The sequence below is a fragment of the Pontiella desulfatans genome (assembly GCF_900890425.1).
Classification (GTDB): Bacteria; Verrucomicrobiota; Kiritimatiellia; order Kiritimatiellales; family Pontiellaceae; genus Pontiella; species Pontiella desulfatans.
Genome location: NZ_CAAHFG010000001.1, coordinates 3,869,076 through 3,893,001, shown reverse-complemented (window position 1 = coordinate 3,893,001; position 23,926 = coordinate 3,869,076). Strand labels below are relative to the sequence as shown.

General features: G+C 60.5%; 19 protein-coding genes and 1 CRISPR repeat array. Of the genes, 13 read left to right on the top strand and 6 right to left on the bottom strand.

The window, feature by feature from the left end:
- Positions 1-36: 36 nt before the first annotated feature.
- Genes E9954_RS13660 through cas2 form a run of 4 tightly spaced genes read left to right on the top strand, consistent with a single transcriptional unit; the run spans position 37 to position 2,615 of the window.
- Positions 37-546: a four helix bundle protein gene (locus E9954_RS13660; protein ID WP_136079705.1), complete on the top strand. Its 510-nt coding sequence runs from the start codon at positions 37-39 to the stop codon at positions 544-546.
- Positions 546-1,253, top strand: a complete 708-nt coding sequence (gene cas4 / locus E9954_RS13655) for a CRISPR-associated protein Cas4 (protein ID WP_136080242.1) — start codon at positions 546-548, stop codon at positions 1,251-1,253. Before E9954_RS13660 ends, cas4 begins: the two co-directional genes overlap by 1 nt.
- Positions 1,250-2,272, top strand: a complete 1,023-nt coding sequence (gene cas1c / locus E9954_RS13650) for a type I-C CRISPR-associated endonuclease Cas1c (protein ID WP_136079704.1) — start codon at positions 1,250-1,252, stop codon at positions 2,270-2,272. The genes cas4 and cas1c overlap by 4 nt, the downstream gene beginning before the upstream one ends.
- A gap of 49 nt (positions 2,273-2,321) precedes the next feature.
- Positions 2,322-2,615, top strand: a complete 294-nt coding sequence (gene cas2 / locus E9954_RS13645; protein ID WP_136079703.1) for a CRISPR-associated endonuclease Cas2 — start codon at positions 2,322-2,324, stop codon at positions 2,613-2,615.
- Positions 2,616-2,841: 226 nt separating this feature from the next.
- Positions 2,842-5,910: direct repeats of the CRISPR family, unit length 33 nt; unit sequence GTCGCGCCCCACACGGGGCGCGCGGATTGAAAC.
- Positions 5,911-5,962: 52 nt separating this feature from the next.
- Here cas2 and E9954_RS13640 read toward each other — a convergent pair.
- Positions 5,963-6,229, bottom strand: coding sequence for a GlsB/YeaQ/YmgE family stress response membrane protein (locus E9954_RS13640; protein ID WP_136079702.1), 267 nt, complete (start codon positions 6,227-6,229; stop codon positions 5,963-5,965).
- Between the two features lie 171 nt (positions 6,230-6,400).
- On the opposite strand from E9954_RS13640, the gene E9954_RS13635 reads away from it, so the two are divergent.
- Positions 6,401-7,690: a hexokinase family protein gene (locus tag E9954_RS13635; protein ID WP_136079701.1), complete on the top strand. Its 1,290-nt coding sequence runs from the start codon at positions 6,401-6,403 to the stop codon at positions 7,688-7,690.
- A gap of 57 nt (positions 7,691-7,747) precedes the next feature.
- Here the strand turns inward: E9954_RS13635 and E9954_RS13630 are convergent, their stop codons facing one another.
- The gene (locus E9954_RS13630) at positions 7,748-8,719 is read right to left on the bottom strand and encodes a CPBP family intramembrane glutamic endopeptidase (protein WP_168442244.1); all 972 of its coding nucleotides are present in this window, start codon (positions 8,717-8,719) and stop codon (positions 7,748-7,750) included.
- 70 nt (positions 8,720-8,789) lie between these two features.
- Here E9954_RS13630 and E9954_RS13625 point away from each other — a divergent pair, with 70 nt between their 5' ends.
- Positions 8,790-9,194, top strand: coding sequence for a peptide chain release factor family protein (locus E9954_RS13625; RefSeq protein ID WP_136079699.1), 405 nt, complete (start codon positions 8,790-8,792; stop codon positions 9,192-9,194).
- A gap of 17 nt (positions 9,195-9,211) precedes the next feature.
- Here the strand turns inward: E9954_RS13625 and E9954_RS13620 are convergent, their stop codons facing one another.
- Entirely contained in the window at positions 9,212-10,198 is a 987-nt protein-coding gene (locus E9954_RS13620) for a peptidylprolyl isomerase (RefSeq protein ID WP_136079698.1), read from the bottom strand.
- Positions 10,199-10,302: 104 nt separating this feature from the next.
- Here E9954_RS13620 and era point away from each other — a divergent pair, with 104 nt between their 5' ends.
- The 4 genes from era (at position 10,303) to E9954_RS13600 (ending at position 15,959) form a co-directional block, all read left to right on the top strand.
- Positions 10,303-11,226, top strand: coding sequence for a GTPase Era (era, locus tag E9954_RS13615; protein ID WP_136079697.1), 924 nt, complete (start codon positions 10,303-10,305; stop codon positions 11,224-11,226).
- A gap of 125 nt (positions 11,227-11,351) precedes the next feature.
- The gene (locus E9954_RS13610) at positions 11,352-13,415 is read left to right on the top strand and encodes a DUF2264 domain-containing protein (RefSeq protein WP_136079696.1); all 2,064 of its coding nucleotides are present in this window, start codon (positions 11,352-11,354) and stop codon (positions 13,413-13,415) included.
- Positions 13,416-13,424: 9 nt separating this feature from the next.
- Positions 13,425-14,720 carry an alpha-L-fucosidase gene (locus E9954_RS13605; protein WP_136079695.1) on the top strand — a complete coding sequence of 432 codons (1,296 nt, stop codon included), beginning with the start codon at positions 13,425-13,427 and terminating at the stop codon, positions 14,718-14,720.
- A 45-nt stretch (positions 14,721-14,765) separates the two neighbouring features.
- Positions 14,766-15,959 (top strand): AraC family transcriptional regulator, encoded by a 1,194-nt coding sequence (locus tag E9954_RS13600; RefSeq protein ID WP_168442243.1) that lies wholly within the window; start codon positions 14,766-14,768, stop codon positions 15,957-15,959.
- A 191-nt stretch (positions 15,960-16,150) separates the two neighbouring features.
- Here E9954_RS13600 and E9954_RS13595 read toward each other — a convergent pair whose 3' ends face one another.
- Together E9954_RS13595 and E9954_RS13590 are read right to left on the bottom strand one after the other, a co-directional pair.
- A complete protein-coding gene (locus E9954_RS13595; RefSeq protein WP_136079693.1) occupies positions 16,151-17,446 on the bottom strand; it encodes a hypothetical protein in 1,296 nt (431 codons plus the stop codon).
- 26 nt (positions 17,447-17,472) lie between these two features.
- Positions 17,473-18,306, bottom strand: coding sequence for a phytanoyl-CoA dioxygenase family protein (locus E9954_RS13590; protein WP_136079692.1), 834 nt, complete (start codon positions 18,304-18,306; stop codon positions 17,473-17,475).
- 119 nt (positions 18,307-18,425) lie between these two features.
- Between E9954_RS13590 and E9954_RS13585 the strand changes: the two genes are divergently transcribed.
- Positions 18,426-19,232 (top strand): helix-turn-helix transcriptional regulator, encoded by an 807-nt coding sequence (locus E9954_RS13585; protein ID WP_136079691.1) that lies wholly within the window; start codon positions 18,426-18,428, stop codon positions 19,230-19,232.
- Between the two features lie 9 nt (positions 19,233-19,241).
- On the opposite strand, the gene E9954_RS13580 is transcribed toward E9954_RS13585, so the two are convergent.
- Entirely contained in the window at positions 19,242-20,054 is an 813-nt protein-coding gene (locus tag E9954_RS13580) for a sugar phosphate isomerase/epimerase family protein (protein ID WP_136079690.1), read from the bottom strand.
- Positions 20,055-20,365: 311 nt separating this feature from the next.
- On the opposite strand from E9954_RS13580, the gene E9954_RS13575 reads away from it, so the two are divergent.
- On the top strand, positions 20,366-21,994 hold the full coding sequence (locus E9954_RS13575; RefSeq protein ID WP_168442242.1) for a sulfatase family protein: 1,629 nt from the start codon (positions 20,366-20,368) through the stop codon (positions 21,992-21,994).
- Between the two features lie 120 nt (positions 21,995-22,114).
- Positions 22,115-23,830, top strand: a complete 1,716-nt coding sequence (uidA, locus tag E9954_RS13570) for a beta-glucuronidase (RefSeq protein WP_136079688.1) — start codon at positions 22,115-22,117, stop codon at positions 23,828-23,830.
- Positions 23,831-23,926 lie beyond the last annotated feature (96 nt).

The window sequence follows — 23,926 nt, the reverse complement described above, 5'->3', positions numbered from 1 at the left end:
GAGATTTGAAATCCCGCAAAGCGGAAGGAGCGAACCATGAAATACGAGAACTTCGAGGATGTTCCGGTTTGGAACGATGGCGTCGATTTGACGGTTGCGGTTTTCGAGGCGACGGAGGATCCGGCGTTCCGGGGGCGGGGGGATATCGCAAACCAGATTCAACGCGCGGCGTTGTCGGTGCCGAACAATATTGCGGAGGGCTTCGAGCGGGGAACCACGCCGGAGCTGCTTCAATTCCTGTATTATGCGAAAGGCTCTGCCGGGGAGGTGCGATCCATTTGTCATGTGATTGAACGGATTAAGGCCTTTGGCCATCTCAAATCTCAAATTTCAAATCTCAGATCGCTGGCGCGCAGCATTTCGCGCCAGCTCGGAGGCTGGGCGTTTTCGTTGCAGGAATCGGACATCAAGGGAACACGGCACCTGACTTCAACGTCGAAGGCATCCTATCAGCAAAAGGGGAAAGCCGAGGCGTTTATGGAAGAGCTGAAGAAGCAGCACGAAGAACGATTGAAGCAGATGAAGCGGGAACGGGGACAGCAGTGATGTTTCCCGACTCCGACCTGCTGCCGCTCTCGGCGTTGCAGCATTTTATCTACTGCCCGCGCCAGTGCGCGCTGATCCATCTGGAACAGCAATGGACGGAAAACCGCTTCACCGCCGAGGGCCGGGCGCAGCACGACCGCGTCGACCGGCCGGAGCACGAAACGCGCGACGGCATTCGCTATGAATATGCCGTGTTGCTTCGGTCGCTGAAACTCGGCCTGATCGGCAAGGCCGACGTGGTGGAATTCCATGGGGATGGAATTCCGCAACATTTCAGATCTCGAATTTCAGATTTGAAATCCACGGGAAATACGTTCCGCGTTTTTCCCGTGGAGCACAAGCGCGGCCGGCCCAAGCCGACGCACTGCGACTGGGTGCAGCTCTGCGCCCAGGCGCTTTGTCTGGAGGAGATGCTCGGGATTGAAATTGAAGAGGGGGCCATCTTCTATGGCCAGCCGCGCCGCCGGCAACCGGTGGAATTCTCGCCGGAGCTCCGCGCTGAAACCGTGGCGACAGCCAACGCACTGCACGCGCTGATGGCATCCGGAAAAACCCCGCCCGCCGAGTTCGACCAAAAGAAATGCGCCGCCTGCTCGTTGCTCGAAACCTGCATGCCCCAAAAGCACCGGCCGGTAGCTAGCTACATGGCCGATGCGCTATCTGAAATTTCAGATCTCAAATTTGAAATCGAGCGGAGCGAGCTATGAAGAAACACCTTAACACCCTCTATGTCACCACCCAGAACGCCTACCTTCACAAAGAAGGGCAGTCTGTCGTCGTCAACGTCGAAAAGGAGACCCGCCTGCGCGTACCCGTCCACACGCTCGACGGCATCGTCTGTTTCGGCGCCGTCTCCATGAGTCCGTTCCTGATGCACCACTGCGCCGAAAGTAATGTTGCCGTCTCCTTCCTCTCCCAATACGGCAAGTTCCTCGCCCGCATCCAGGGGCCCGTCTCCGGCAACGTGCTGCTGCGGCGCGGACAATACCGAATCGCGGACGACCCCGACGCCACTGCGGCCATCGCCCGCAACATGCTCGTCGGCAAACTCGCCAACGCCCGCGCCGTCCTGCGCCGCGCCCTGCGCGACCACGGCGAAAACGATCCACTGAAAAAGGCCGAATCGCGGCTCACCCAATATCTCCGCCGCTTGGAAACCCCCATGCCCATCGATGAGCTGCGCGGCAACGAAGGCGAAGCCGCCGCCTCCTACTTCGCCGCCTTCCCCCAGCTTGTAACCGTGAATGAAGAGGCCTTCGCCTTCACCGGCCGCAACCGGCGCCCGCCCACCGATCCCGTCAACGCCATGCTCTCCTTCGCCTACACCCTGCTCGTGCACGACTGCCGATCCGCCCTCGAAGGCGTCGGCCTCGATCCACAGGTCGGTTATTTGCATGCGTTGCGCCCCGGCCGCCCGTCCCTCGCCCTCGACCTCATGGAAGAGTTCCGCGCCCTCCTCGCCGACCGGCTCGTCCTCTCGCTCATCAATCGTCGGCAGATCCAGCCCAAGGACTTCAACGACTCCGCCGGCGGGGCCGTCGCCATGACCGACTCCGCCCGCAAGACCCTCCTCGCCACCTGGCAAAAGCGCAAACAGGAGGAGATCACCCATCCCTACCTCGAAGAAAAATGCAAGGTCGGCCTTCTTCCGCATCTCCAGGCCCAACTCCTCGCCCGCCATCTCCGCGGCGACCTCGAAGCCTATCCCCCATTTATCTGGCGATAAATGGATTTGAAATAATGGATCTCAAAATAGAAATAGTCCGGAGGGCACCATGCTTGTTCTGATAACCTACGACGTATCCACCATCAACAAACCCGGGCAGCGACGCCTGGTCCGCATCGCAAAGACCTGCCTGAACTACGGACAGCGCGTCCAGAACTCCGTCTTCGAATGCCTCGTCGACCCCGCCCAATGGACGACCCTCCGCGCCGAGCTCCTCCGCCTCTACAAGCCCGAAGAAGATTCCCTTCGTTTCTACTTCCTCGGTGCCAACTGGGAATCCAAGGTCGAGCACCACGGCACAAAAGACACCCCCAATCTCGAAACCGGGACACTGATTGTGTAGCGACGCCGCAGCGCGGGCGCGGCAACGTATCGCAGGGATTCAACCTGCTCCGCGAACCTCCAGCCCCCGTCCAGCTCCCGGCAGGTTCGCGCCCGACGCAAACACCGCCCAGCACGCGGCTTGCAAGGGCCGACGTTCTTTGAAAACTGAATAGCACGCAAACACCCGAGAGGTTCGCGCAAAAGAAAGCATCGACTCCCTCCGCGCAACGGTTTACAAAACCACCGTCGCGCCCCACACGGGGCGCGCGGATTGAAACATTTTGCGGCAACATGCCCTTGTATACCACCGTGTCGCGCCCCACACGGGGCGCGCGGATTGAAACAGGGATCAGGCTCCGACTTCGACGGTGAAGAAGGTCGCGCCCCACACGGGGCGCGCGGATTGAAACATGTCGACCGCGTTGGTGGCCGTGAGGTTGTTATGTCGCGCCCCACACGGGGCGCGCGGATTGAAACATCCGCCGGCCCTCCTTGGCCAGCGCCGCCGCCGGTCGCGCCCCACACGGGGCGCGCGGATTGAAACTCATACTTCATCAGGCCAGCGCAGGATGATATAAGTCGCGCCCCACACGGGGCGCGCGGATTGAAACTTGGGCTGCTTGAGGATGCCCCAGTCGAAGTAGGTCGCGCCCCACACGGGGCGCGCGGATTGAAACCTGGAGATCGACGATGTCCCGTTCGTTGCGCCGGGTCGCGCCCCACACGGGGCGCGCGGATTGAAACTGGCAGCTGGCGGTTGAATATGTGGCCGGCTCGTCGCGCCCCACACGGGGCGCGCGGATTGAAACGTTTCTGGCAACCTCGAAAGCAACGTCGATGTGGTCGCGCCCCACACGGGGCGCGCGGATTGAAACCAGCGTGGCGCTGAACACCCAGAAAGCCATGTTGTCGCGCCCCACACGGGGCGCGCGGATTGAAACCGGCAATGGGGGTGAACGTTACGCATGAGCTTCGTCGCGCCCCACACGGGGCGCGCGGATTGAAACTTGCGCTCAAGGCCTGCCGCTATGTGGCATGGGGTCGCGCCCCACACGGGGCGCGCGGATTGAAACAGCCGATCGATGCACCGCGGCAACCCCGTCCCGTCGCGCCCCACACGGGGCGCGCGGATTGAAACTGCCACCGCCGGCGCGTCTTCGGGTGCGCGTTGTCGCGCCCCACACGGGGCGCGCGGATTGAAACATCGGCACAACGTTGCCGAGTGCGACCTGCTCCGTCGCGCCCCACACGGGGCGCGCGGATTGAAACGCTGATTGCCTCGGCGGCCTATTGGATTTCGGCGTCGCGCCCCACACGGGGCGCGCGGATTGAAACCGATGGATGGCGAGGTCGTATTCGATAAAAAAGTCGCGCCCCACACGGGGCGCGCGGATTGAAACCCATGGCGGCATTTTCCGCCGACCTCTCGCCGGGTCGCGCCCCACACGGGGCGCGCGGATTGAAACATCCCCTGCCATGTGCAATTGCTGCCCGCCGGAGTCGCGCCCCACACGGGGCGCGCGGATTGAAACAACCCTCGCCCTTTGTCCAACCCATCACTACACGTCGCGCCCCACACGGGGCGCGCGGATTGAAACCGCTGCGGCAGATACCTCGACCACGGCGGTCAGGTCGCGCCCCACACGGGGCGCGCGGATTGAAACTGGATAGTCGTCGGCCAGTTCGGCCATTTTTTCCGTCGCGCCCCACACGGGGCGCGCGGATTGAAACATTTCCTGATCCGCATTGATGGCGGCAATCTGCGTCGCGCCCCACACGGGGCGCGCGGATTGAAACAGGAATAGATGGCGCCTGGTCTTCAAAGTCGGCGTCGCGCCCCACACGGGGCGCGCGGATTGAAACAAGCTGCGAGGGATCCGGATTATAGAGCGACTCGTCGCGCCCCACACGGGGCGCGCGGATTGAAACTCAAAGCTCTCCGCAATCACGCGCGGCACGTAAGTCGCGCCCCACACGGGGCGCGCGGATTGAAACGAGTAAAAGGATTACTCGAACACATATCGCAACGTCGCGCCCCACACGGGGCGCGCGGATTGAAACCTTTCCGGGGGCGAACCATTCGCCCCCAAATCGTCGCGCCCCACACGGGGCGCGCGGATTGAAACCTCCTGGGTCCACTCGCAGAGTGTCATCAAATCGTCGCGCCCCACACGGGGCGCGCGGATTGAAACGTGCTGCCAGAATGGGCAATAGTGACAATCCAGTCGCGCCCCACACGGGGCGCGCGGATTGAAACGCTAGTAAGAGTTATCGACGCGGATACCGTCGTGTCGCGCCCCACACGGGGCGCGCGGATTGAAACATCATAAACTTTGCAGGGTGCGGTCATCGTTACGTCGCGCCCCACACGGGGCGCGCGGATTGAAACTTTTGGCCTGCCAGAATTGCGGCCACCATCAATGTCGCGCCCCACACGGGGCGCGCGGATTGAAACCCGCGTGAGCGGATTTTTTACTCGACATTGCAGGTCGCGCCCCACACGGGGCGCGCGGATTGAAACACATCCACATGCACGTCATCCTTGATTGCCCATGTCGCGCCCCACACGGGGCGCGCGGATTGAAACCTGGGTGCCCAACAAAGGCGCCGCCATGGAAGGTCGCGCCCCACACGGGGCGCGCGGATTGAAACACCGAGGCCGGCCAATTTCCGCAGGCGAACAACGTCGCGCCCCACACGGGGCGCGCGGATTGAAACGAGCTCTCCGTCTCCCCCGGCGCGAACCCCAAGGTCGCGCCCCACACGGGGCGCGCGGATTGAAACGCGTGCGTTGCCGTCCTCTGGCCGTACGCCGACGTCGCGCCCCACACGGGGCGCGCGGATTGAAACACATCCGCCAAATAATGCTCATGACCCGTCGCCCGTCGCGCCCCACACGGGGCGCGCGGATTGAAACAAGGAAATTCCCCTCCGCCGGGATGGCGAGCTGAGTCGCGCCCCACACGGGGCGCGCGGATTGAAACGTTTCAACAATTTCGAGACAGCCGGCTTTGAGGTCGCGCCCCACACGGGGCGCGCGGATTGAAACTTCCCACTGCAATTCTTGCCACGAACGCGGCGGTCGCGCCCCACACGGGGCGCGCGGATTGAAACATCTATTCTCCCGGCACCGGATAACGGTCGTTTTGTCGCGCCCCACACGGGGCGCGCGGATTGAAACCGGATATTCAAGCCCTGTGTCGAAAAAGACGAGGGTCGCGCCCCACACGGGGCGCGCGGATTGAAACCTGAACCAGCCCGTAATCTCAAACTTGGCGGGTGTCGCGCCCCACACGGGGCGCGCGGATTGAAGCCGGCAGGTAGGTCAGCGAGGCCGATGTCCCTCCAGAGGGGGGCGGGGGGCGGCTATTTTTTTGTCATGAATTTCATGAGGAAGCCCATGAGGATGAGGAGGATGATGGCGCCGATGGTGGACATGGCGAGGAGGCCGAGGTGGGGGTTGGCGAAGCGGATGCCGAGGGTTTGGAAGAGGGCGGTCCCGATGTAGGCGCCGATGACGCCGATGATGATGTTGCCGAAAATGTTGAAGCCGCCTTTTCTGACAATCAGGCTTGCGAGCCAACCGGCGATTGCTCCGGTTGCAATGAGGATGACGAGTTCCTGGATTTCCATGGGGTGCTCCTTTTGCTGTTCCACGAGGCCATGAAAATATGACGGTGCGTGGGCTTAGGCAATCTTTGCTTACGCGAATCCGGCGTTCCGGTGGGGAGGCAAAAGCTTGATGTGCGCTTGATGCGCCGTTCCCGGGGGTGTATTAATTGTCGCTTTTGAAGGGGAAACGATATGGATATTAAAGCTTGGTTGAAAACCCAGATGGTTGCGGCGGATGCGTATGATGCGGATGAATTGCTGGCGCATTTTCTGGATGAGATGGAGAAGGGGCTGAATGGCGAGTCGAGCTCGTTGGCGATGATTCCGGCCTATGTCGGGACGGAGGGGCTGGTTCCTTCCAACAAACCGGTTGCGGTGATCGACGCCGGGGGCACGAACCTGCGCATCTGCCTGGCTCGGTTCGATGATGCGGGCGCGATCCAGCTTTCGAATTTCAGCAAGCAACCGATGCCGGGGCGCGACGAGGAGATTTCGGCGGCGGAGTTCTACCGGGTTTTGGTTGATGCGCTGGAGCCCATCGAGGGCGAGTTTGAAAGCATTGGCTTTTGTTTCTCCTATCCGGCGACCATCCTGCCGGATTTCGATGGGCGCCTGCTGCATTGGACCAAGGAGATCAAGATTCCGGAGCTGGTTGGCAAGCATATCGGCGCCGGGCTGATTGCGGCCTTGGAGGCGCGGGGTGTTTTGGGGAAGCGCATTGTGATTCTCAACGATACGGTGGCTTGTCTGCTGGCGGGGCTTGCGCAGGGGCAGGCGTTCGATGCCTCGTCCTATATCGGGTTCATTCTGGGGACGGGAACGAATACCGCCTATGTGGAAAACAACGATCGGATCGGCAAGCTCGAAGGCTATCTCGGGGCGGGCTCGCAGGTGATCAATGTGGAGTCCGGCGGTTTCGGCGCCTTCAAGCGGGGCGCGCTGGATTTGAAGCTGGATGGACAAAGCGAGAATCCGGGCGGGCATGTTTTCGAGAAAACCATTTCGGGCGTCTACATGGGCGCGCTTACGTTGGAGCTGCTGCAGTCGCTGGCCGATGAAGGGGTCTTTTCGGATGAAGGGGCGGCCTCGCTCTCGATCATGAAGGAACTTTCGACCATCGATATCGACAATCTGGTGGCCGACAACGGCCGCGATACGGGCGTGCTGGGAACGGAAGCGTTTACCGATGGCGACCGCGCGATCATGAAGACGGTTTTCGGGGCGGTGGTGGACCGAGCGGCGTTGCTGACGGCGGTGAATATTCTTGCGGCGGTGGTGAAGGGTGGCGCGGGGCAGGATGCCGCCCGCCCGGTGTGCGTCAACATCGATGGCTCCACCTACTACAAGACCTTCCAGATGCCGGAGAAGGTGCAGGCGCATCTTCAGCGCATGCTGGCTGCGCGAGGCCTGCATATCCGCTGCATCCAGGTGGAGGATGCCCCGGTGGTCGGCGCGGCGATTGCGGGCCTCACGACCTTTTGATGAACTTCGAACGTTGAACGTAGAACTTCGAAGTTCAGCGTTCGCTTCTCGCGGTTTCTATCCAACCATGTTGAGCGTATAGAGCGTGACGCCGTTGAAGATGGCGTGCATGCCGATGCTGGTCCAGAGTGAGCCGGTGCGCCAGTAGGCCAGGCTGACCCCGGACGACAGGATCATCAGCGATACAAACGAATGGAAGCTCCCGTTGGCGAAGGTGATGCCGGCCGACGAGAGCAGCACCAGGCCGAAGGCGACCCGGGCCAAGCCCCGCAGCCACGGTTTTTGCGAGGGCCACAACAGAATGCAGACGATGGCCGCCGGCGTGAAGGCGATCAGCAGGAGCAGGAAGTTGAAGTGCATCAGTGCGAACAGGCACGAGACCAGCAGGGTGGAGCAGGCCAGTCCCATGCGCTTGAGCAGGGCCGGGAGGAGAATGCCGCGAAACAGCAGCTCCTCGAAGAACGGTGCGGCGACGATGGCCATGACGGCAAACAGAATGCGTTGGGCGGGGTTGGATTCGACAAACTGCTGGGCATTCTCCTGCAGGGGGAGTTCGTAGCCGAGCCATTTCAGGAGGGCGCCCGAGACGAGCAGCAGGGGTACGATGGCGAGGTAGAAGAACGGCGCCAGCCCCGCGTAGCGAAGCTGCGCAAGGCCCATTCCGAATCCGGAGGCCATGGTTTTTTTCCGGCGCCGGTTGTTGGTGAAGATCGCGAGGGAGACCAGGGTGTAGATCAGCAGCGCGATGCCCAGCTTGGCCGTCGGGATCTGTTCTTCATAGAAGAGGCGGCCGCTGAACATGGCGAGGAACAGGAGCACGAGGTAGAGCTGGACAATGCTGAAGATTTCAACGGCTCCGAGGGCGCGGTTGGCCAGTTGCCGGTTCAGGGTGGGGGTGTCCGGCGGATTCCGCCGACGGTGCAGGGCAAACAGCAACAAGGTGAACAGTCCGCAAACGAGCAGTACATATTCGATGGATCTGAAGAGTTCCCGGATTCCGCTTTCGGTGTTGGCTAGCAGTTCTTCCATTCGACCCATCTTATTCGGACCGGTGGTTAAATCAATTGCGAAAGCGCTTCACGGTCCCTATGGTGTTCCTATGATTACGGCTGAAAAATGGGAAAAGCTGCTGGCCTGGATGGAAAAGCTCGGAATCGCCGAAAGCGATCTGGAAGAGCATTTCATCCGCGGATCGGGCAAGGGCGGGCAGAAGATCAACAAGACCTCTTCGTGCGTCCAGCTCCACCACGCGCCGACGGGCACCGAGATCCGCTGCCATAAAACGCGTTCGCAGGCCGACAACCGCTATTGGGCCCGGCGCGATTTGTGCGAGAAGATCGAGGAGGAGCTGCTCGGCGAGCAGAGCAAGAAGCAGCAGGCGTTCGAAAAGATTCGCCGTCAAAAGCGCCGCCGCTCCCGCCGCGCCAAGGCGCGGATGCTCGACGACAAATCGAAGCAGGGCCAGAAGAAGCGTATGCGGGGCCGCGTTGGCCCGGATGAGTAGGGGCTGACTGAAGCCGGCTAGTCGTAGATCTGGATGTAGCTGTTTTCCTTCAGGCGGTCGATCCAGCGCTCGTGGAGGCGCTGGCGTTCCTTGGCGGTCAGGGCGTTCTTGAGGTCGAGGCGGACTTCGTCGAACGTTTTATAGCCCGGCTGCCGGCGGGCCTCGACCTTGACGATGTAGAGCTGCTGCTCGGTTTCGATGATTTCGCTAATCTCGCCGGCGGGGAGGGTTCTCAGGGTATCCTGCAGCTCGGGGCGCACATCCTTCGGTTGCATCCACGGGAACGCGCCCCCATCGGCCGCCCGGCTGCCTTCGGAAACTTCCGTGGCGGTTTCGCCAAAATCGGCGCCGTCGAGCAGGCGTCGGCGTATCGTGTCGGCTTCCTCGCGCTTCACGGCCTGGTCGTCGGGGGTGGTGCCCTTGTTGAGGACGATGATGCTGTATTTCACCTTCTCGGGAATATAATACATTTCCCTGTTTTGCTCATAGGCCTCGCGGACTTGTTCGGGCGTAACGCGGGCGCGGCGGCCGACCTCTTCGTTGGTCAACATGCCCACGGCCATCTGCTCGCGCACGTTTTCCATATATTCGGCCCGCGTCTTTTTCTGCTGGGCGAGCATTTGCTCGAACAGGGCTTCGTCGCCTTTGTAGCGCTGGTTGATTTCGCTTTTGATATTCTCGTTCACATACTGGTCGGGAATCTGGCCGCCCTTGGCCGTGAAGGCCTCCATGATCAGCGCCCGTTCGATCAGCTGGTCGCGCGCCTTGTCGAACGCCTTGTCGAGCTCTTCCTTCAGCTGGTCGCCCTTGAACTGGCGGTAGAGTTCCGGCAGCAGCGGTGTCAGCGCATCGTTCACTTCGCCGATCGTGATCACCCGGTTGTTCACCTTGGCGGCATAGCCGTCGATCTCGATCGAAACCGGTTTCCGGAGCGCGTTCGTCATTTGCCCAAAAGCGAAAATGGGCGCGGTCAGTATCATCAAAATGGAAAGTGCAAATTTCATAAGGCAAATACCATAGATAATGGGTCGAAGCGGCGCAACGCCGAAAAGCGAATCCGAGAGAATTCTTTACGCTTTAGGGGGGGAATGTGGTACAACCCGCGCCCATGACTGAAGAACACACAGAATTCACTGGTTCCGGCCGGGCGGGCATCGTTGCCATCGTCGGGCGCACCAACGTTGGCAAGTCCACGCTCGTCAACCACCTGCTCGGCGAAAAGGTCAGCATTGTGAGCGATACGGTGCAGACGACCCGCAACCTGATCCGCGCCATCCTCACCGAGGAGCGCGGGCAGATGGTTTTCCTCGACACCCCCGGCGTGCACAAGGCGCAGGGGGAGCTGGGCAAGAACCTGAACAAGGCCGCGCGCTCCGCCGTGCAGGGCGTCGATGCCATCCTGCTGGTGCTTGATGGTTCCTCCAAGCCGGAGCTGGAGGACGATGGCTGGTTCCGCCGCATCTGCCGCGAGGAGGTGCCGTGCATCATTGCGCTCAACAAGAGCGACCGCGGCACCAACTTTGTGAATGCCTACCAGGCGTTGTGGGAAGAGATCAAGGCCGAGAAGGAGTCGGCCGTGCAGCCCGTCTGGGCATCCGTTTCCGCGTTGCAGGGCACCGGCATGGCCGGGCTGCTCGATACGCTCTTCGGCCATATCCCCGAGGGGCCGCCGCTGTTCCCCGACGACATCCTCACCGACTATCCGCGGAAGCTCAACATTGCCGACGTCGTCCGCGAAAAGTTTTTCCACCGGTTGGAAAAGGAGCTGCCGCACGCCCTGGCCATCTGGGTGGAGGATATCGACGAGCAGGAAAAAAAGTGGACGGTGGATGTCTCCGTCATGGTCGAGCGCCATTCCCAGAAGGGGATTGTCATCGGCGAAAAAGGCCGCCTGATCAAATGGGTGCGGGAGCAGGCCGAGAAAGAGCTGTACGAAATGTACGGCGTCCGCTTCAAACTCAATCTTTGGGTGAAGGTGGAAAAAAACTGGCGCAAGAATTTCTGGATCCTCAAAAAGCTCGGCTACGCCTGATCGGGCAACTGCATTTTCTCCATGCGCAAATGCAATGATTGCATTGCGCAAAATGTCCATTGTATCCGGGGCAGCCATGCGGTTCACTTCACCTCTGAACGATCAGATGTGTAAGGAGAGATGGCATGGCCTACAATTTAAAGAGCCGCGAAATTATCGATGGAACCGAATCCACCTGGATGGAGGGAACCCCGTATGCGTTTTCGGTTGAAAACCCCAACACGGCCCTGAGTCCGTTCACCGGCATGACGCGCCAGCACTGGCTGGATGCGGCGCATTTCCTGACCGATGGTGTTTTCCAGCATGTGAACGGGATCGACGATCCGATCACATTGCCGAAGCAGAACGAAATCAGCTACCCGCAGCCCCATGATCCGAAGCACCGCTTCCAGGCGGCGGAATTCGAGGGGTTGGTGCGCACTATGATGGCGGCTTCGCCGGTGCTGGTGGACAACCCGGAGACGGTCTGCAACGGCCTCAACATCCGCGACTACTACGGCAACCAGATCCTGCTCGCCACCGACCCGAAGTCGCCGCGCTACTGGGGGCGCATCACCGACTTCACGAAGGAGACCGGGCGCATGCAATACCAGCAGACGGTCGAAGGCGCCGCGCTGGTGATTAACCTGATGAACACCAAGTCGCAGATTTGGGACCACTATTCCGGCAAGGAAAAGCAGCAGGTTGCCGATCTCGTTTCGGACTATGCCCACAGCCTGACCATCGGCCACAACTGGCGCTTCTTCAACGTGCTGATGCTCACCTTCCTGAAGGTGAACGGGTTCGCCATCGACGAGGCGGCGCTGACCGACCACCTGCAGCACCTGCTCAGCAACCATGTCGGCGACGGCTGGTACATCGATGACACCAACTATGATTTCTACAACCCGTGGGGGTTCCATTTCTACGGCCCGCTCTGGTGCAAGTGGTATGGCTACGAGCACGAGCCGGAGATCGCGGCGATCATTGAGAGGCGCAACCGCGAATTCATCCTGAACTGGCCGCGCTTCTTTTCGCGCGACGGCAAGCAGCTGATGTGGGGGCGGAGCATCATCTACCGCTTCGCCGCCTCCACCGCGTTCGGCGCCCACTTCCTGATGAACGATCCGGTGCTCGATCCCGGCTTCGCCCGGCGGATTGCCTCGGCCAACATGATGCAGTTCATGGGCCGTGAAGATCTCTATGTGAACGGGCTGCCGTGCCTCGGCTACTATGGCCCGTTCGAGCCGCTCATCCAATTCTACAGCTGCGCCGCCAGCCCGTTCTGGTGCGCCAAGACCTTCGTGGCGCTCACGCTGCCCGAAGATTCGCCGTTCTGGACCGCCCCCGAAAACGAAGGATTCTGGCCGGAGTTGGGCAACCGTTCCGAAACCATCGAGCTTTCCGGCCCCGGCATGCAGGTGGTCAACCACGGCTCCACCGGCACCACCGAGCTGCGCACCGGCAAGGTGCTGCTGCACGATACCTACTACAACCAGCTCCAGTTCAATCCCGACTTCCCGCTCGAGACCGAAACCCCGCTCGGCACCAACGCCGCCAGCTATTCCATCCGCGAAAAGGACATGGGGCACGACTTCCGCATTCCGCTCAACTTCGCCTTCAACAAGATCGAGGACGGCCTGCTCTACCGCCTGCAAAACACGCAGCCGCTCGGACTGGGCGACCCCAACAAGGGCGGCGTCAACCGCGGCCCCGAGCGGATCGACCTGTGCGACATCCCGTTGCCCGGCGGCGTCATCCGCGTCGACCGCGTGCGCGTGCCGTACCGCAACGAGCTGCAGCTCGGCCACTTTGCATTGCCGGGAGCCGCCCTGGTCGAAAAGGTGGGGGGCGGCCTGGTTGCTTCGATTGAGGACGGGCGCAAGCTGGCGATGATGCCCGTGCATGGCTGGGACAGGATTGATGTTGCGCAACACCAAGGACTCAACCCCGAGGCCGACGAAAGCACGGTGCTCTATGCCGAGCGCATCCGCGAAAAGGATTATTCCGGCATGGAGGTTTTCGTGACCGTCCTGCTGCACCGCCTCGATGGCGGCGACTGGACGGACGATGAACTCCATCCGATCGCCTCGCTCGAACTTCTTCCGTGGGCGCCTTCCGGCAATGCATGCGGCGTTAAGCTGGCCCTCAAGGACGGCCGCGAATATCTCATCGACTACGGCGATGCCGACGGTCGGAGAATCATCTAGGGCATCCCCATGGCGGATATGGATTTGCAGATCACGGCGGAGGCCGTGCAGGACGACCCGCTGTTACTGCCGCCGGAAAAACGGCAGTGGTATCGCGAGGCAAAGATTGGGCTCTACATTCACTGGGGGCTCTATTCCCTGACGCAGGATGGCGAGTGGACCATGTTCCTCAACGGCATCGACGTGGAGGTATATGCCGCGCGCGCGGCCGAATTCACCGGCGAAAACTTCGATGCGAACGAGCTGGCCGAGCTGGCGATTTCGCTGGGCGCGCGCTACAGCTATTTCACGACGCGCCACCACGACGGCTTTTGCCTGTACGACAGCGCCGCCTCGGATTTCACCTCCGTGAAGACGGCGGCGAAGCGCGACTTTGTCCGCGAATATCTCGACGCGTTCCGCGCGAAGGGGCTGCGCCCGGCGCTCTATTATTCACCGATGGACTGGCGCTTCCCCGGTTATTTTTTCCCGCACATGTACCACCGAAGCGCGCTGGCCATGAAGGAGCAGGGCTATGCGCAGGTGCGCGAGCTGATGGGCAACTATGGCGAGATCCCGGTGCTGTGGTACGACGGCGGCTGGTTGGCGCACGGCGGGTTGCACTTTTCGATGAAGACCGGCTGGCACGGCCGCGAACCCGGCACGCCCGGCGACCAGGGGCAGTGGCTGTGGGAACCCGAAAAGCTGAACGCGATGGTGCGCGGGCTGCAGCCGGATGCCATGATCAACCCGCGCTCCGGCTGGCAGGGCGATTTCGATACCTACGAGGCCGGCCAGCTCTACCGGTTCCTGGATGAAAACAAAATCCAGAACGACCGGCCGTGGGAGGGCTGCGACGCACTCAACGAATGGTGGAGCCATGTGCCGGGCATCCAGGAGGGGCGGGGAACCGACCACTGGATCCGCACGGTGTCGCGCGTGGTGTGCCGCGGCGGCAACATGATGGTCAACATCGGCCCCAAGGGCGATGGCTCGCTCGATCCCGAACATACGAAAATCTTCCACGAAACCGGCGAATGGATCCGCGCCAATGGCGAGGCGGTCTACGGGACGCAGGGCGGCCCCTTCGAACCGGGCGAGTGGGGCGGGGCCTCCTGCAAAGGCGATGAGGTGTTCCTCCACGTTCTGGAATGGCCGGAGGCGGGGCTGGTTCTGCCGGACGTGGGGTTGGAGTTCGCATCGGCTGAAAAGGTTGTGGATGGTTTGCAGGTCGAGCTGGTTCAGGACGACGGCTGTATGAGGCTCGTGCGGCCGGCGGGCGTGGAGCCGGTGGTGACCGTCGTTCGTATGCGCAAAAAAACTTGATGATTGCGCATGGTAAAGGGCAGTCTATGCCCTATGAAAGATGACATGGGCAGAAAACGCAGAAGCAGTTCAATGCAGTATAAGCGGGTGGCGCTGGCCATCGTTGCGCATGAATATGCCCATGGGCGTGAAAAGATCAAGGGCATCATCGATTACTACCGCAAGCATTCCGCCTGGGAAATCCACCGTAACGAGCTTGCCCAGCCCTACGTCATGCCGGAAAGTCTGGTTGGATGGGACGGCGACGGGGTGATTGGCGAAATCTATACCGGAACCGATGCGGCAAACCTAGGCTCGCTCAAGATACCCCTGGTCAACACATCGAGCAACGATGCCGCCCGGGAATTCCCGACCGTCGGGGTGGACAACCATGCCATCGGCCAAATGGCGGCCGAGCATCTGGTGGAGTGCAAGCTGGACCGGTTCGCGTTCGTTGGGCTGACCGGGCTTTGCCATGTGCGCGAACGCTATGAGGGGTTCAGCCAAATCCTGGAAAAAAACGGAGGCAATTGCACGTTGGTGCAGTATCAGCCGGAGGTGGTCCGCGGCGAGCATGTCTCCGAAGAGCTCGTCTCCCCCGAGCGATTGATGGATGCCTTGCGCGACCTTGAGCTACCCGTTGGAATCATGACTTCGAGCGACCGCGTTGGATTCGCCGTGCTCGAAGCCTGCCGCCGCCTGGGGCTTCGCTCGCCGGAGGATGTCGCCCTGATTGGCGTCGATAACGACGAGATGTATTGCAACCTGGCCTATTCCTCGATGACCTCCATTGCGCCGAATGCGCGGGCGGTCGGCTTCAAGGCCGCCGCCATGCTTGATAAGCTGATGAACGGGGAGGAGCTGGCCAGGTCGCGTATCCTGATTCCTCCGAAACGAATCATTTTCCGCAACTCGACCGACATGACGCGCTCCGAATATCCCGAGGTTGCGCGCGCCCTGCGCTTCATCCGCAACCATGCCAACGAGTTCATCGATGTGACGAATGTGCTCGACGTGGTGCCGGTTTCGCGCCGCTGGCTGGAGATGAAGTTCAAGGACGAGGTGGGGCACGGCATCTACCAGGAAATCCGCCGTGTCCATGTCGAGCGGGCCCGGGAGCTTTTGCTGACGACCGATTGGCCCGTCTCGCGCGTCGCCAAGGAGAGCGGCTTCAACAACACCGAGCGCTTCGAGTTCGCGTTCCAGAAACTCCTCGAAATGAGCGCCACCGAATTCCGCAGGCAGCAGGCGCAAGGCTAGGTTCGGGCAGCGCTGCCTTTGACGTATCCCCCCTTAAACGATCGATCCAATTCCGCATGCAACTGCGGAATGTTCTTATAGGCAATTAACTTGAAGAGTCTCACCACAGAGCGCACGGAGGCACAGAGCAACCAATATATCTGCCACCCTCGTGGCTCCTGCGCGCACCTTGCTTTCGCAGTTGGTCTGATTCAGTTTCTGCTCACTTCCTCCATGGCGATCTCCGCCCATTCCCAGAGGCGTTCGGGTTTGTAGCGCACGGTGGAGATGTCTTTCATGATGAATTCCATGTGGCCGCCTTGGCCGATGTCGAGCACGCGGCGGATCTCGGCGCGCGCGCGTTCGGGGTGCCAGGCGTCCTCGGCGAGGATGGCCGGGCTGGGCTTGATGCTGTACACCATGTCCGGCCCGAGCTCGTTCATGAATTTTTCCACGTTGCACCAGGCGCTGGTGGAAACCTTGCGCAGGTTGGGAATCCTTTTCATCAACGCGGCCTTGTTGTGCAGCGGTTCGCAGCAGCCGTAGTAGTTCATGCCCCAGCGCTGCATCCAGCGCATGTCGTGCTCGATGGCGAATTCCCAGTGCATGTCCGGCGACACCTCGGAAAAAATCTGCGCGTTGGAGCATCCCCACATATCCTTGGGATGCACGTGTTCCGGCGCGTTTTCGAAGGAGGGCAGTTCGGAGATGTAGCCGTAGCCCCCGGAGCCGACGCGCACGTTCCTGTTGTCGAGTTCAAGCACGTTGAGCGCTTCGAACTGGTCGAGTTCGACCATCCACGCATCCACCAGCCGATCGACGAGCGCATGGTAGAGGTCTGGGTCGTCGTAGAGCCCGATCATCGCGTTCTCGATCCCCGTCCAGCGGATCAGGAAATCCCAGGGCGTGAACCAGAGGTGGCTTTGGCCGACAACCTTCACCGGCAAGATGCCGCCGAAGACCTCGTTGAACACCTGCTCGCGCAACGCGGTTTGCCGCTCGTTGTGGGTGACGACCGGCATTTGGATTTTTTCGAGGTCGGCCAGCTCCTCGATCTGGATGTTGAAGTGGCGTGAGACCACCTGGTTGGAGGAATCGGTTTCGGAGATGTCGGTGTCCTCGACAATGCCGAAGTCGGTGCTGTGTATGGCTTTGGGGCATGCGATCCATGGATTGACAACCATGTCGGCGGGGAGGTGGTTCCACTGGTAGAGCTCCTTGCGCAGCAGCACTTCCTGCTCGCGTGCCCAGCTGCCTTCGCATTGAAGTTTCAGCTCATCGTTCACCTCCATTTCGTTCCAGCAGATCTCGTTGATCCAGACCATGGGGCGCTCGGATTTCAGGTCGTTCATGGCCGTCCATTGCCGGATCGTTTCCGTGCGTCGGGAATCGTTGCCGGCAACGGCTTTTTGTTCGGCGAGTCCGCGCAGGATATCGCGGTCTTTTCCGGAGACCTCGATTAATTCATCGGTGGCCAGCGGGGTGTAGTGGCTGGGATCGTGCAGCATGGTTGTATCTCCGGTTGGGTTGGGGGTCAGTTTCCGCCCACGGGCGTTATCCAGTCCTTAATCGTATCGCCCTTTGGTGGTGAATTTAAATTCCAGTGGGGCGCCGGGGCGTTGCCTCGGCAACGGATGGCTCCGGACGCCCAGTTGGATTCGAGCGGCCTTACTTCGGGGGGGCAATAGCGAAGGGTCAAGCCACAGCGCCGCCGCGGCGATGGGTTTGGGTCGGAGCCGTGTGCCAGCATGTCGGCGTGCAGGGAAAACTGACCGGCCTTGAGCTCGTTGTAAACCGGTTGCCCCATGTTCCCGATGCCTACAATCTCCTGGTCAAGCACCGCCTCCTTGTCCGTTTTCCTCCACTCAAGGTGGCCGGCATTGTGCGTGCGCGGCAAAAATTTCATGGCGGCGTTTTCCCGGTCGGCATCGTCGATCGCCAGCCAGACGGTTACGGTTCGGGAGGGGGTGAGCGGCCAGTAGGAAGCATCCTGATGCCACGGAACCGCCTTCGGATCGTGGGGCTCCTTGCAGAAATAGTGCGTTGCCCAGCAGATGATGTCCGGCCCCAGCAAATCTTCCACATGGTCGAGGATAACCGGGTTCGTGGCCAGCGTGTAGATGCTCTCGCAATGGGTCTGGAACCCGTTGATGGCATAGCTGTCGGCGTCGCCGCGAGCCTCTTTGATCCGAGCCAGCAGGCCGTCGAATGTTCGGCGGTTTTCGTCCGCTTCATCGGTGGTGAAGGCCTTGAAGGGCTTGAGATAACCCTCCCGGTTGTAAAAGGCAATCTGCTCCGGCGTCAGGGTTTTGGGGGCTGGATTGCGAACCTCCCGGAAGGAGAGGTCTCGCTGGTTCGTTGTATTCATCTTCATGCCTTTTTTTGGAAGGGTTGGATTCATGGAGATGGATATAACCGAAAACAGGCTTTGCCGGCCATGCACGATCCTGCTATGTATTTGCACGATCTTAACCAGGGGCCAAATCTATGATTGCGAACTTCACCTTGCGTTTCCTGGCCAGCGGTCTGCAGGAAGTCGGATCGAAATGGACACGCGCCCATAATCCGTTCGATGAATGCTTCAAGCTTTACCTGCCCCTGGAGGGGGAAGCATGTTGTGTGATGGAAGGGGGGCAATCCCTGCGCCTCGCCCCTGGATCGTTGTTTTTAATCAACGGCTACCGGATAAAACAAAGCGTATGTGAAAAGCGGATGAAGGTTGCCTGGTTGCACTTTGTTCCCGAGTCGTTGCCGCTCCGGCGCCTGCTGGATCATAGCGCCGATTTCCAGGTGTTGGAACACGCCGCCTTTCCGCGGATTTCTCCCGAGGCGATTGCTTCTTCAAGCCATCCTGCATCGGGGGTTTCCTCACTGCTCGGCATCCACGGGCTGCTGCTGGAAATGATCGGCAGTGTGCTTGAGCGAAGCGATGCGGAATCCCGCTTCCGGAACGACCCGGCCTATCTGCGCATCGCCCCGGTGCTGGATTATCTGAACCTGCATTATCTTGATAATCCGCCGTTGGAGGAAATGGCGGCGCTGGTTCACCTGGCCCCCAACTATTTCCACCGGATGTTCCGGCAGGTTTTCAATACGACCCCGTATCGCTACATGGAGTCCAAGCGCATGGAGCTGGCGCGCCAGCTCCTCTCAACCACGGAACTGCCGATCGGGGAGATTGCGGAAGAGTGCGGCTATGAAAATGGATTCTATTTCTCGCGCATCTTCAAAAAGTGCCTCGGCCGGGCGCCGCTCGTCTTCCGCAAGGAGATGCGGCATTCCACCGCCCTATAGCGAAACGCCTTATTGATACCGCTGGCGCAACAGATTCATCATGTGGACGTTGATTTCCCACTGGTCGGCGATGGGCTGCCGGGTGTAGGGCAGGGTGGGCATGTAGGGGAACGGGCCGAACTCGGAGGTGATCGTCAGCCGCTCGCCGGAAGCCTTCTTGGTTTCCGCAATGGCATCCCACCACGCGAGGTGGGCATGGAGGGCATCCTGCCATTCCGGGGCGCGGGGGTCGGTCACCTGCGGACCTTCCGGATGTCCGACGCGGGCGTGGATGTGGTCGGCGCGCGCAATGGCCTGTGCCACGGTCGCCTGCTGGTCTTCGAGCCACGATTCGGAGACCGTGCACCAATGGGAAAAGTCGGCCGTGATGCGCATGGAGGCCTCCGCTTCAAGGATTTCCATGGTCCGGGTGGCGCAGAAGAGGGACTTGCCTCGATGCGTTTCGTGCAGGACCCTTATCCCGGTTTCCTCCGAAAACCGAGCGGCGGCTTCGATGATGCGCAGGTTGTCTGCCACCGAAAACCAATCGCGTCCCGTTTGCGAATTGATGAACAACGGTTCGGTGTCCGCCAGCCAGTTGAGATGCGCAAGGAATTCTTCGATATGTTCAGCGATATTCGGATTGATGGTTTGCCAATGCTGCGCAATGAGAGCGAGGTTCCGTTCCTTCAGGATGCGCACGGCCTTTTCGCGCACCGCTTCGTCGTGCAGCGGGAACGACAGTTCAACCCCATCGTAGCCCGCCTCGGCAACCCGGTCGGCGAAGGTGGCGAAATCCATCTGTTCGGATCCCCATAAAGGTGCGAAAATTTTAAGGTCCATGTGCTGATCTCCGGTCGTAGGTTGTGCCATTTCGGCTGGCTGGTGCGTTTCTCCGCTAAACCTCCTAATGGTTTTGTTAATCGGATTCAATATCGATATGCGCCGTTTTCTTTCCCGGGAGGAATTCCGTAAGCGCATGGTGGATTGGTTCGGAGGGGAGTGCGGTCGAAATCAAGATCGATTGTTGCGCAAATGTTGGTGAGACATTGCGCATTATCGAAATTGCCCCTGGTCCACCAATGGATTACGTTTTGACCACGTTTGAAATCCGGGAATTATGGCAAAGGGATAGGTTGGGCATGGCGCTAGGTATGGTAAGGAATTGGATGCTGTGGGTTGCCTGCATTTCGGCGGTATCGCTTCAGGCGGTGCCGAAGCCGAATGTGCTGGTGGTTATGCTGGACGATTTCGGGACGGGGCATTTTGCGCCGGTGGCCCGGCAGCTGAAGCTGACGGAGGTTGATCCGGCGTTTCTGGACTATACGGCATCGCTGGAGGAAAGCTACGATCCGCAGGTGGCGCTGGAGGCCTCGCGCCGCGCCATGCCGTTCATGGAAACGCTCGCGGAACAGGGCGTGGTGTTTACCCGTGCGTTTTCCGCCAGCAGCCTGTGCGCGCCGGCGCGGCAGGGCGTGCTGACCGGGACGAGTCCAACGCGATGGGGGGCATACCGCAACATCGACATCAACGTCTGCGGCCTGCCGGAGGGGCGGTGCCTCGCGTCCGGCTTGCAGGATCAAGGATACAAAACCGGCTTTGTCGGCAAGTGGCATGTGGGTTCCAAGGACAGTGAACTCAGGAAAAAAATCCTGGCGGAGGGCGGAACGGAAGCGGAGGTCAACCAGGCCGGTTACCGCGGATCGGTCATTGAAAAGGATCATCCGCACAACAACGGTTTCGACTATGCCTATTTCTACAACTTCTACGAATGCCCGTTCTACAACTCGGAACTGATCTGGGACAACCGCACCTTCACGGGCAACCGCCATGGATACAACACCGACTTGTTCACGGATAAGGCGATCGATTTCATGGAGCAGTCGCTGGATGAAGGAAAACCGTTCTTCATGGATCTTGCGCTGCACGCGGTGCATATCCCGCTCGATGTCGATGCCCCGGCGGAATATGCGAAGCGCTTCGACACCGGCTACACATCCATCGACCAATTCTATGCCCACATCTATGCCGTCGACCGGTCGATCGAGCGCATGGTGGACATGCTCAAGCGCCGCGGCGCATGGGAAAACACCCTGCTCTTTTTCCTCTCCGACAACGGCGCCACCTGCAAGGTGGGCGATGGCGACCTGAGCCTCGTGCCGGGCAACGGGGCGCACAAGGGCCACAAGGGGCAGCTCTTTCTGGGCGGCACCCGCATTCCGATGATGATGGTTTGGCCGGAGCGGATCAAGCGAGCGGCCGTGATCGGACAGACGGTTTCGTCGATGGATGTGCTGCCCACCGCGTTGGCCGCCGCCGGGGCGCGGCTGCCGGACAATATCGACGGCAAGGATTTGATGCAGGTGGTGGACAACCCGGAGCAACCGCTGCACGCCCGGCTCTTCTGGACGGGCATCCACGCGCCGGCATGGGGCTTCTCCGGCAAGAAGACGATCGTCCATGCGCAGCAGGAGCGCGATCGGTGGCCCGGCGGTTGGGCCCTCGTTGAGGGCGACTATATCCTGCGCTACATCGGCACGCTCGATCCCGGCCTTGAACAGGCCTTCCCGGAAGGGCGCGCCGCGTTTTTCAGCCTGCACAACATGAAGGACGACCCGCTGGAGCAGAAGGATTTGATGCAGGCCAAGCCCGAAGTGGCCGAACGCATGAAAGCCGCCTACATGAAGGAGGCGGACACGCTTCCCGCGCCGTACCGCTTCCGCCACGAAGCCTGGGCGGAGCTCGTCCCCAACCCCGGAAAACATCTGCCAAGACAGAGATAAACCACGATCAAGAAAATTTAACAGGACGATGGATAACAGGACTATTTTTCGAGCAACTCGCAAGAGCCCAATAGTCCTGTTACCAATAGTCCTGTAGTATATTGGAGGAAAGGAACCATTATGATTTATCCAAAACGTACCCGCACCCGCGACCTGTTCGAGTTGAACGGCATCTGGGATTTTGCCCGCGAGCTAGCCCCCGGCGACTTCGCCAACGGCTTCGCCCCCGAAAAACAGGTTGCCGTTCCGAGCAGCTACAACGACCTCTTCACCGAAGAGGAGTTCCGCATGTGGGACAAGGGCGTGTGGTACCAACGCTCCTTCGACATGCCGAAGATGCTCAAGGACGAGCGCATCGTGCTGCGCTTCAATTCCGTCAGCTACCGCGGCGAAGCCTTCCTCAACGGCGTGCGGCTCGGCGACCACGAAACCGGCTACACCCCGTTCGAGTTCGACATCACCGACGTGGTGGATTTCGGAAAGGAAAACCGGCTCTGCGTCCGCGTGGAAAACCTGCTCTCCACCGACACCGTGCCGATGGGCAACCTTAACAATAATCCGGAACCGGGGCAGTTCGCCGGCCAGTATCCCGATATGCCGTTCGACTTTTTCCCCTACGCCGGCATCCACCGCCCGGTCATGGTCTACACCACCTCGAAGCAGGCCTGGCTCGATACGGTGGTGGTCACCACGCAGAACGACGGCACGGTAAACGTGGCCGGCCAGGTGGCCGGTTCGGCATCGGCGGTGGTGCTTTCCTGCGAAGGGGCATCCGTGGAAGCGTCCGTTGAAAGCGGTGCGTTCGAGGCCGCGTTCAAGATCGACGATGTGAAGCTGTGGAATGTGTGGGAGCCGAACCTGTACAACGTCACGATCCAGGTTGTGGACGATGGCGACGTGCTTGACGAATACACGCAGCGCTTCGGCGTGCGCGAGGTGAAGGTCGAGGGCGACCGCATCCTGCTCAACGGCAAGCCGGTCTATTTCCAGGGCTTCGGCCGCCACGAGGATTTCGCGGTGATTGGAAAAGGGCTCAACCACAGCGTCAACATCCGCGACCACGAGCTGCTGAAATGGATCAACGCCAACTCCTACCGCACCACGCACTATCCCTATTCCGAGGAGCTGATCCAGCTGTGCGACGAGCAAGGCATCCTGATCATCTCCGAGGCGCCGGCGGTGTCGATCAACTTCGAGTTCGTGACCGAACGCACGCTGGATGCCCATCTGAAGGTGCTGGCCGAGCTGATCGAGCGCGACCGCAACTATCCGTCGGTCGTCATGTGGTCGGTCGCCAACGAGGCCACCACCAACCGCCCGGAATCGATCCCGTATTTCAAGAAGCTCTCCGAGCTGGTGCGCTCGATGGATTCCACCCGCCCGGTCACGATGATCACCTGCAAGGCGGAAAACGACCTCGTGATGGAGTTCTTCGATGTCGTGGGCGTGAACCTCTACCCGGGGTGGTACCACCTGCCCGGCCAGGTGGCCGATGCCAAGGACGACCTGCGCAACACGCTCGAAAAAATGTATGCCGCCTTCAAGAAGCCGATCATGATCACGGAGTTCGGCGCCGACACCATCGCCGGCCTGCACAGCCTGCCGGCCGAGCAGTGGAGCGAGGAATACCAGACCGAGCTGATCCTCGGCCTGATCGAAGTGATGCGCGAACTCGACTTTGTCGTCGGCGAGCACATCTGGAATTTCGCCGACTTCCGTACCGCCCAGAATTTCGTGCGCGTCGGCGGAAACAAGAAGGGCGCCTTCACCCGCGACCGACAACCCAAGATGGTTTGCCATTTCGTGAAGAAGATTTGGGAAAAGCCTCGCTACTGATCATGGATTTCTTTACCACCCGCTTCGCTAGAGAGCACAGAGGCACGGAGTGTCAGGATCTCTATGCCTCCGTGTCCTCTGTGGTAAAAAACAATA

Excerpts from the sequence above, each read along its gene's own strand:
- E9954_RS13590 (WP_136079692.1), bottom strand. The coding sequence starts at position 18,306 with ATGAATACAACGAACCAGCGAGACCTCTCCTTCCGGGAGGTTCGCAAT.
- E9954_RS13640 (WP_136079702.1), bottom strand. The coding sequence starts at position 6,229 with ATGGAAATCCAGGAACTCGTCATCCTCATTGCAACCGGAGCAATCGCC.
- E9954_RS13575 (WP_168442242.1), top strand. The coding sequence starts at position 20,366 with ATGGTAAGGAATTGGATGCTGTGGGTTGCCTGCATTTCGGCGGTATCG.
- E9954_RS13605 (WP_136079695.1), top strand. The coding sequence starts at position 13,425 with ATGGCGGATATGGATTTGCAGATCACGGCGGAGGCCGTGCAGGACGAC.
- E9954_RS13595 (WP_136079693.1), bottom strand. The coding sequence starts at position 17,446 with ATGCTGCACGATCCCAGCCACTACACCCCGCTGGCCACCGATGAATTA.
- E9954_RS13600 (WP_168442243.1), top strand. The coding sequence starts at position 14,766 with ATGGGCAGAAAACGCAGAAGCAGTTCAATGCAGTATAAGCGGGTGGCG.
- E9954_RS13610 (WP_136079696.1), top strand. The coding sequence starts at position 11,352 with ATGGCCTACAATTTAAAGAGCCGCGAAATTATCGATGGAACCGAATCC.
- uidA (WP_136079688.1), top strand. The coding sequence starts at position 22,115 with ATGATTTATCCAAAACGTACCCGCACCCGCGACCTGTTCGAGTTGAAC.
- cas4 (WP_136080242.1), top strand. The coding sequence starts at position 546 with ATGTTTCCCGACTCCGACCTGCTGCCGCTCTCGGCGTTGCAGCATTTT.
- E9954_RS13625 (WP_136079699.1), top strand. The coding sequence starts at position 8,790 with ATGATTACGGCTGAAAAATGGGAAAAGCTGCTGGCCTGGATGGAAAAG.
- E9954_RS13580 (WP_136079690.1), bottom strand. The coding sequence starts at position 20,054 with ATGGACCTTAAAATTTTCGCACCTTTATGGGGATCCGAACAGATGGAT.
- E9954_RS13660 (WP_136079705.1), top strand. The coding sequence starts at position 37 with ATGAAATACGAGAACTTCGAGGATGTTCCGGTTTGGAACGATGGCGTC.
- era (WP_136079697.1), top strand. The coding sequence starts at position 10,303 with ATGACTGAAGAACACACAGAATTCACTGGTTCCGGCCGGGCGGGCATC.
- E9954_RS13620 (WP_136079698.1), bottom strand. The coding sequence starts at position 10,198 with ATGAAATTTGCACTTTCCATTTTGATGATACTGACCGCGCCCATTTTC.
- cas2 (WP_136079703.1), top strand. The coding sequence starts at position 2,322 with ATGCTTGTTCTGATAACCTACGACGTATCCACCATCAACAAACCCGGG.
- E9954_RS13585 (WP_136079691.1), top strand. The coding sequence starts at position 18,426 with ATGATTGCGAACTTCACCTTGCGTTTCCTGGCCAGCGGTCTGCAGGAA.
- E9954_RS13630 (WP_168442244.1), bottom strand. The coding sequence starts at position 8,719 with ATGGAAGAACTGCTAGCCAACACCGAAAGCGGAATCCGGGAACTCTTC.
- cas1c (WP_136079704.1), top strand. The coding sequence starts at position 1,250 with ATGAAGAAACACCTTAACACCCTCTATGTCACCACCCAGAACGCCTAC.
- E9954_RS13635 (WP_136079701.1), top strand. The coding sequence starts at position 6,401 with ATGGATATTAAAGCTTGGTTGAAAACCCAGATGGTTGCGGCGGATGCG.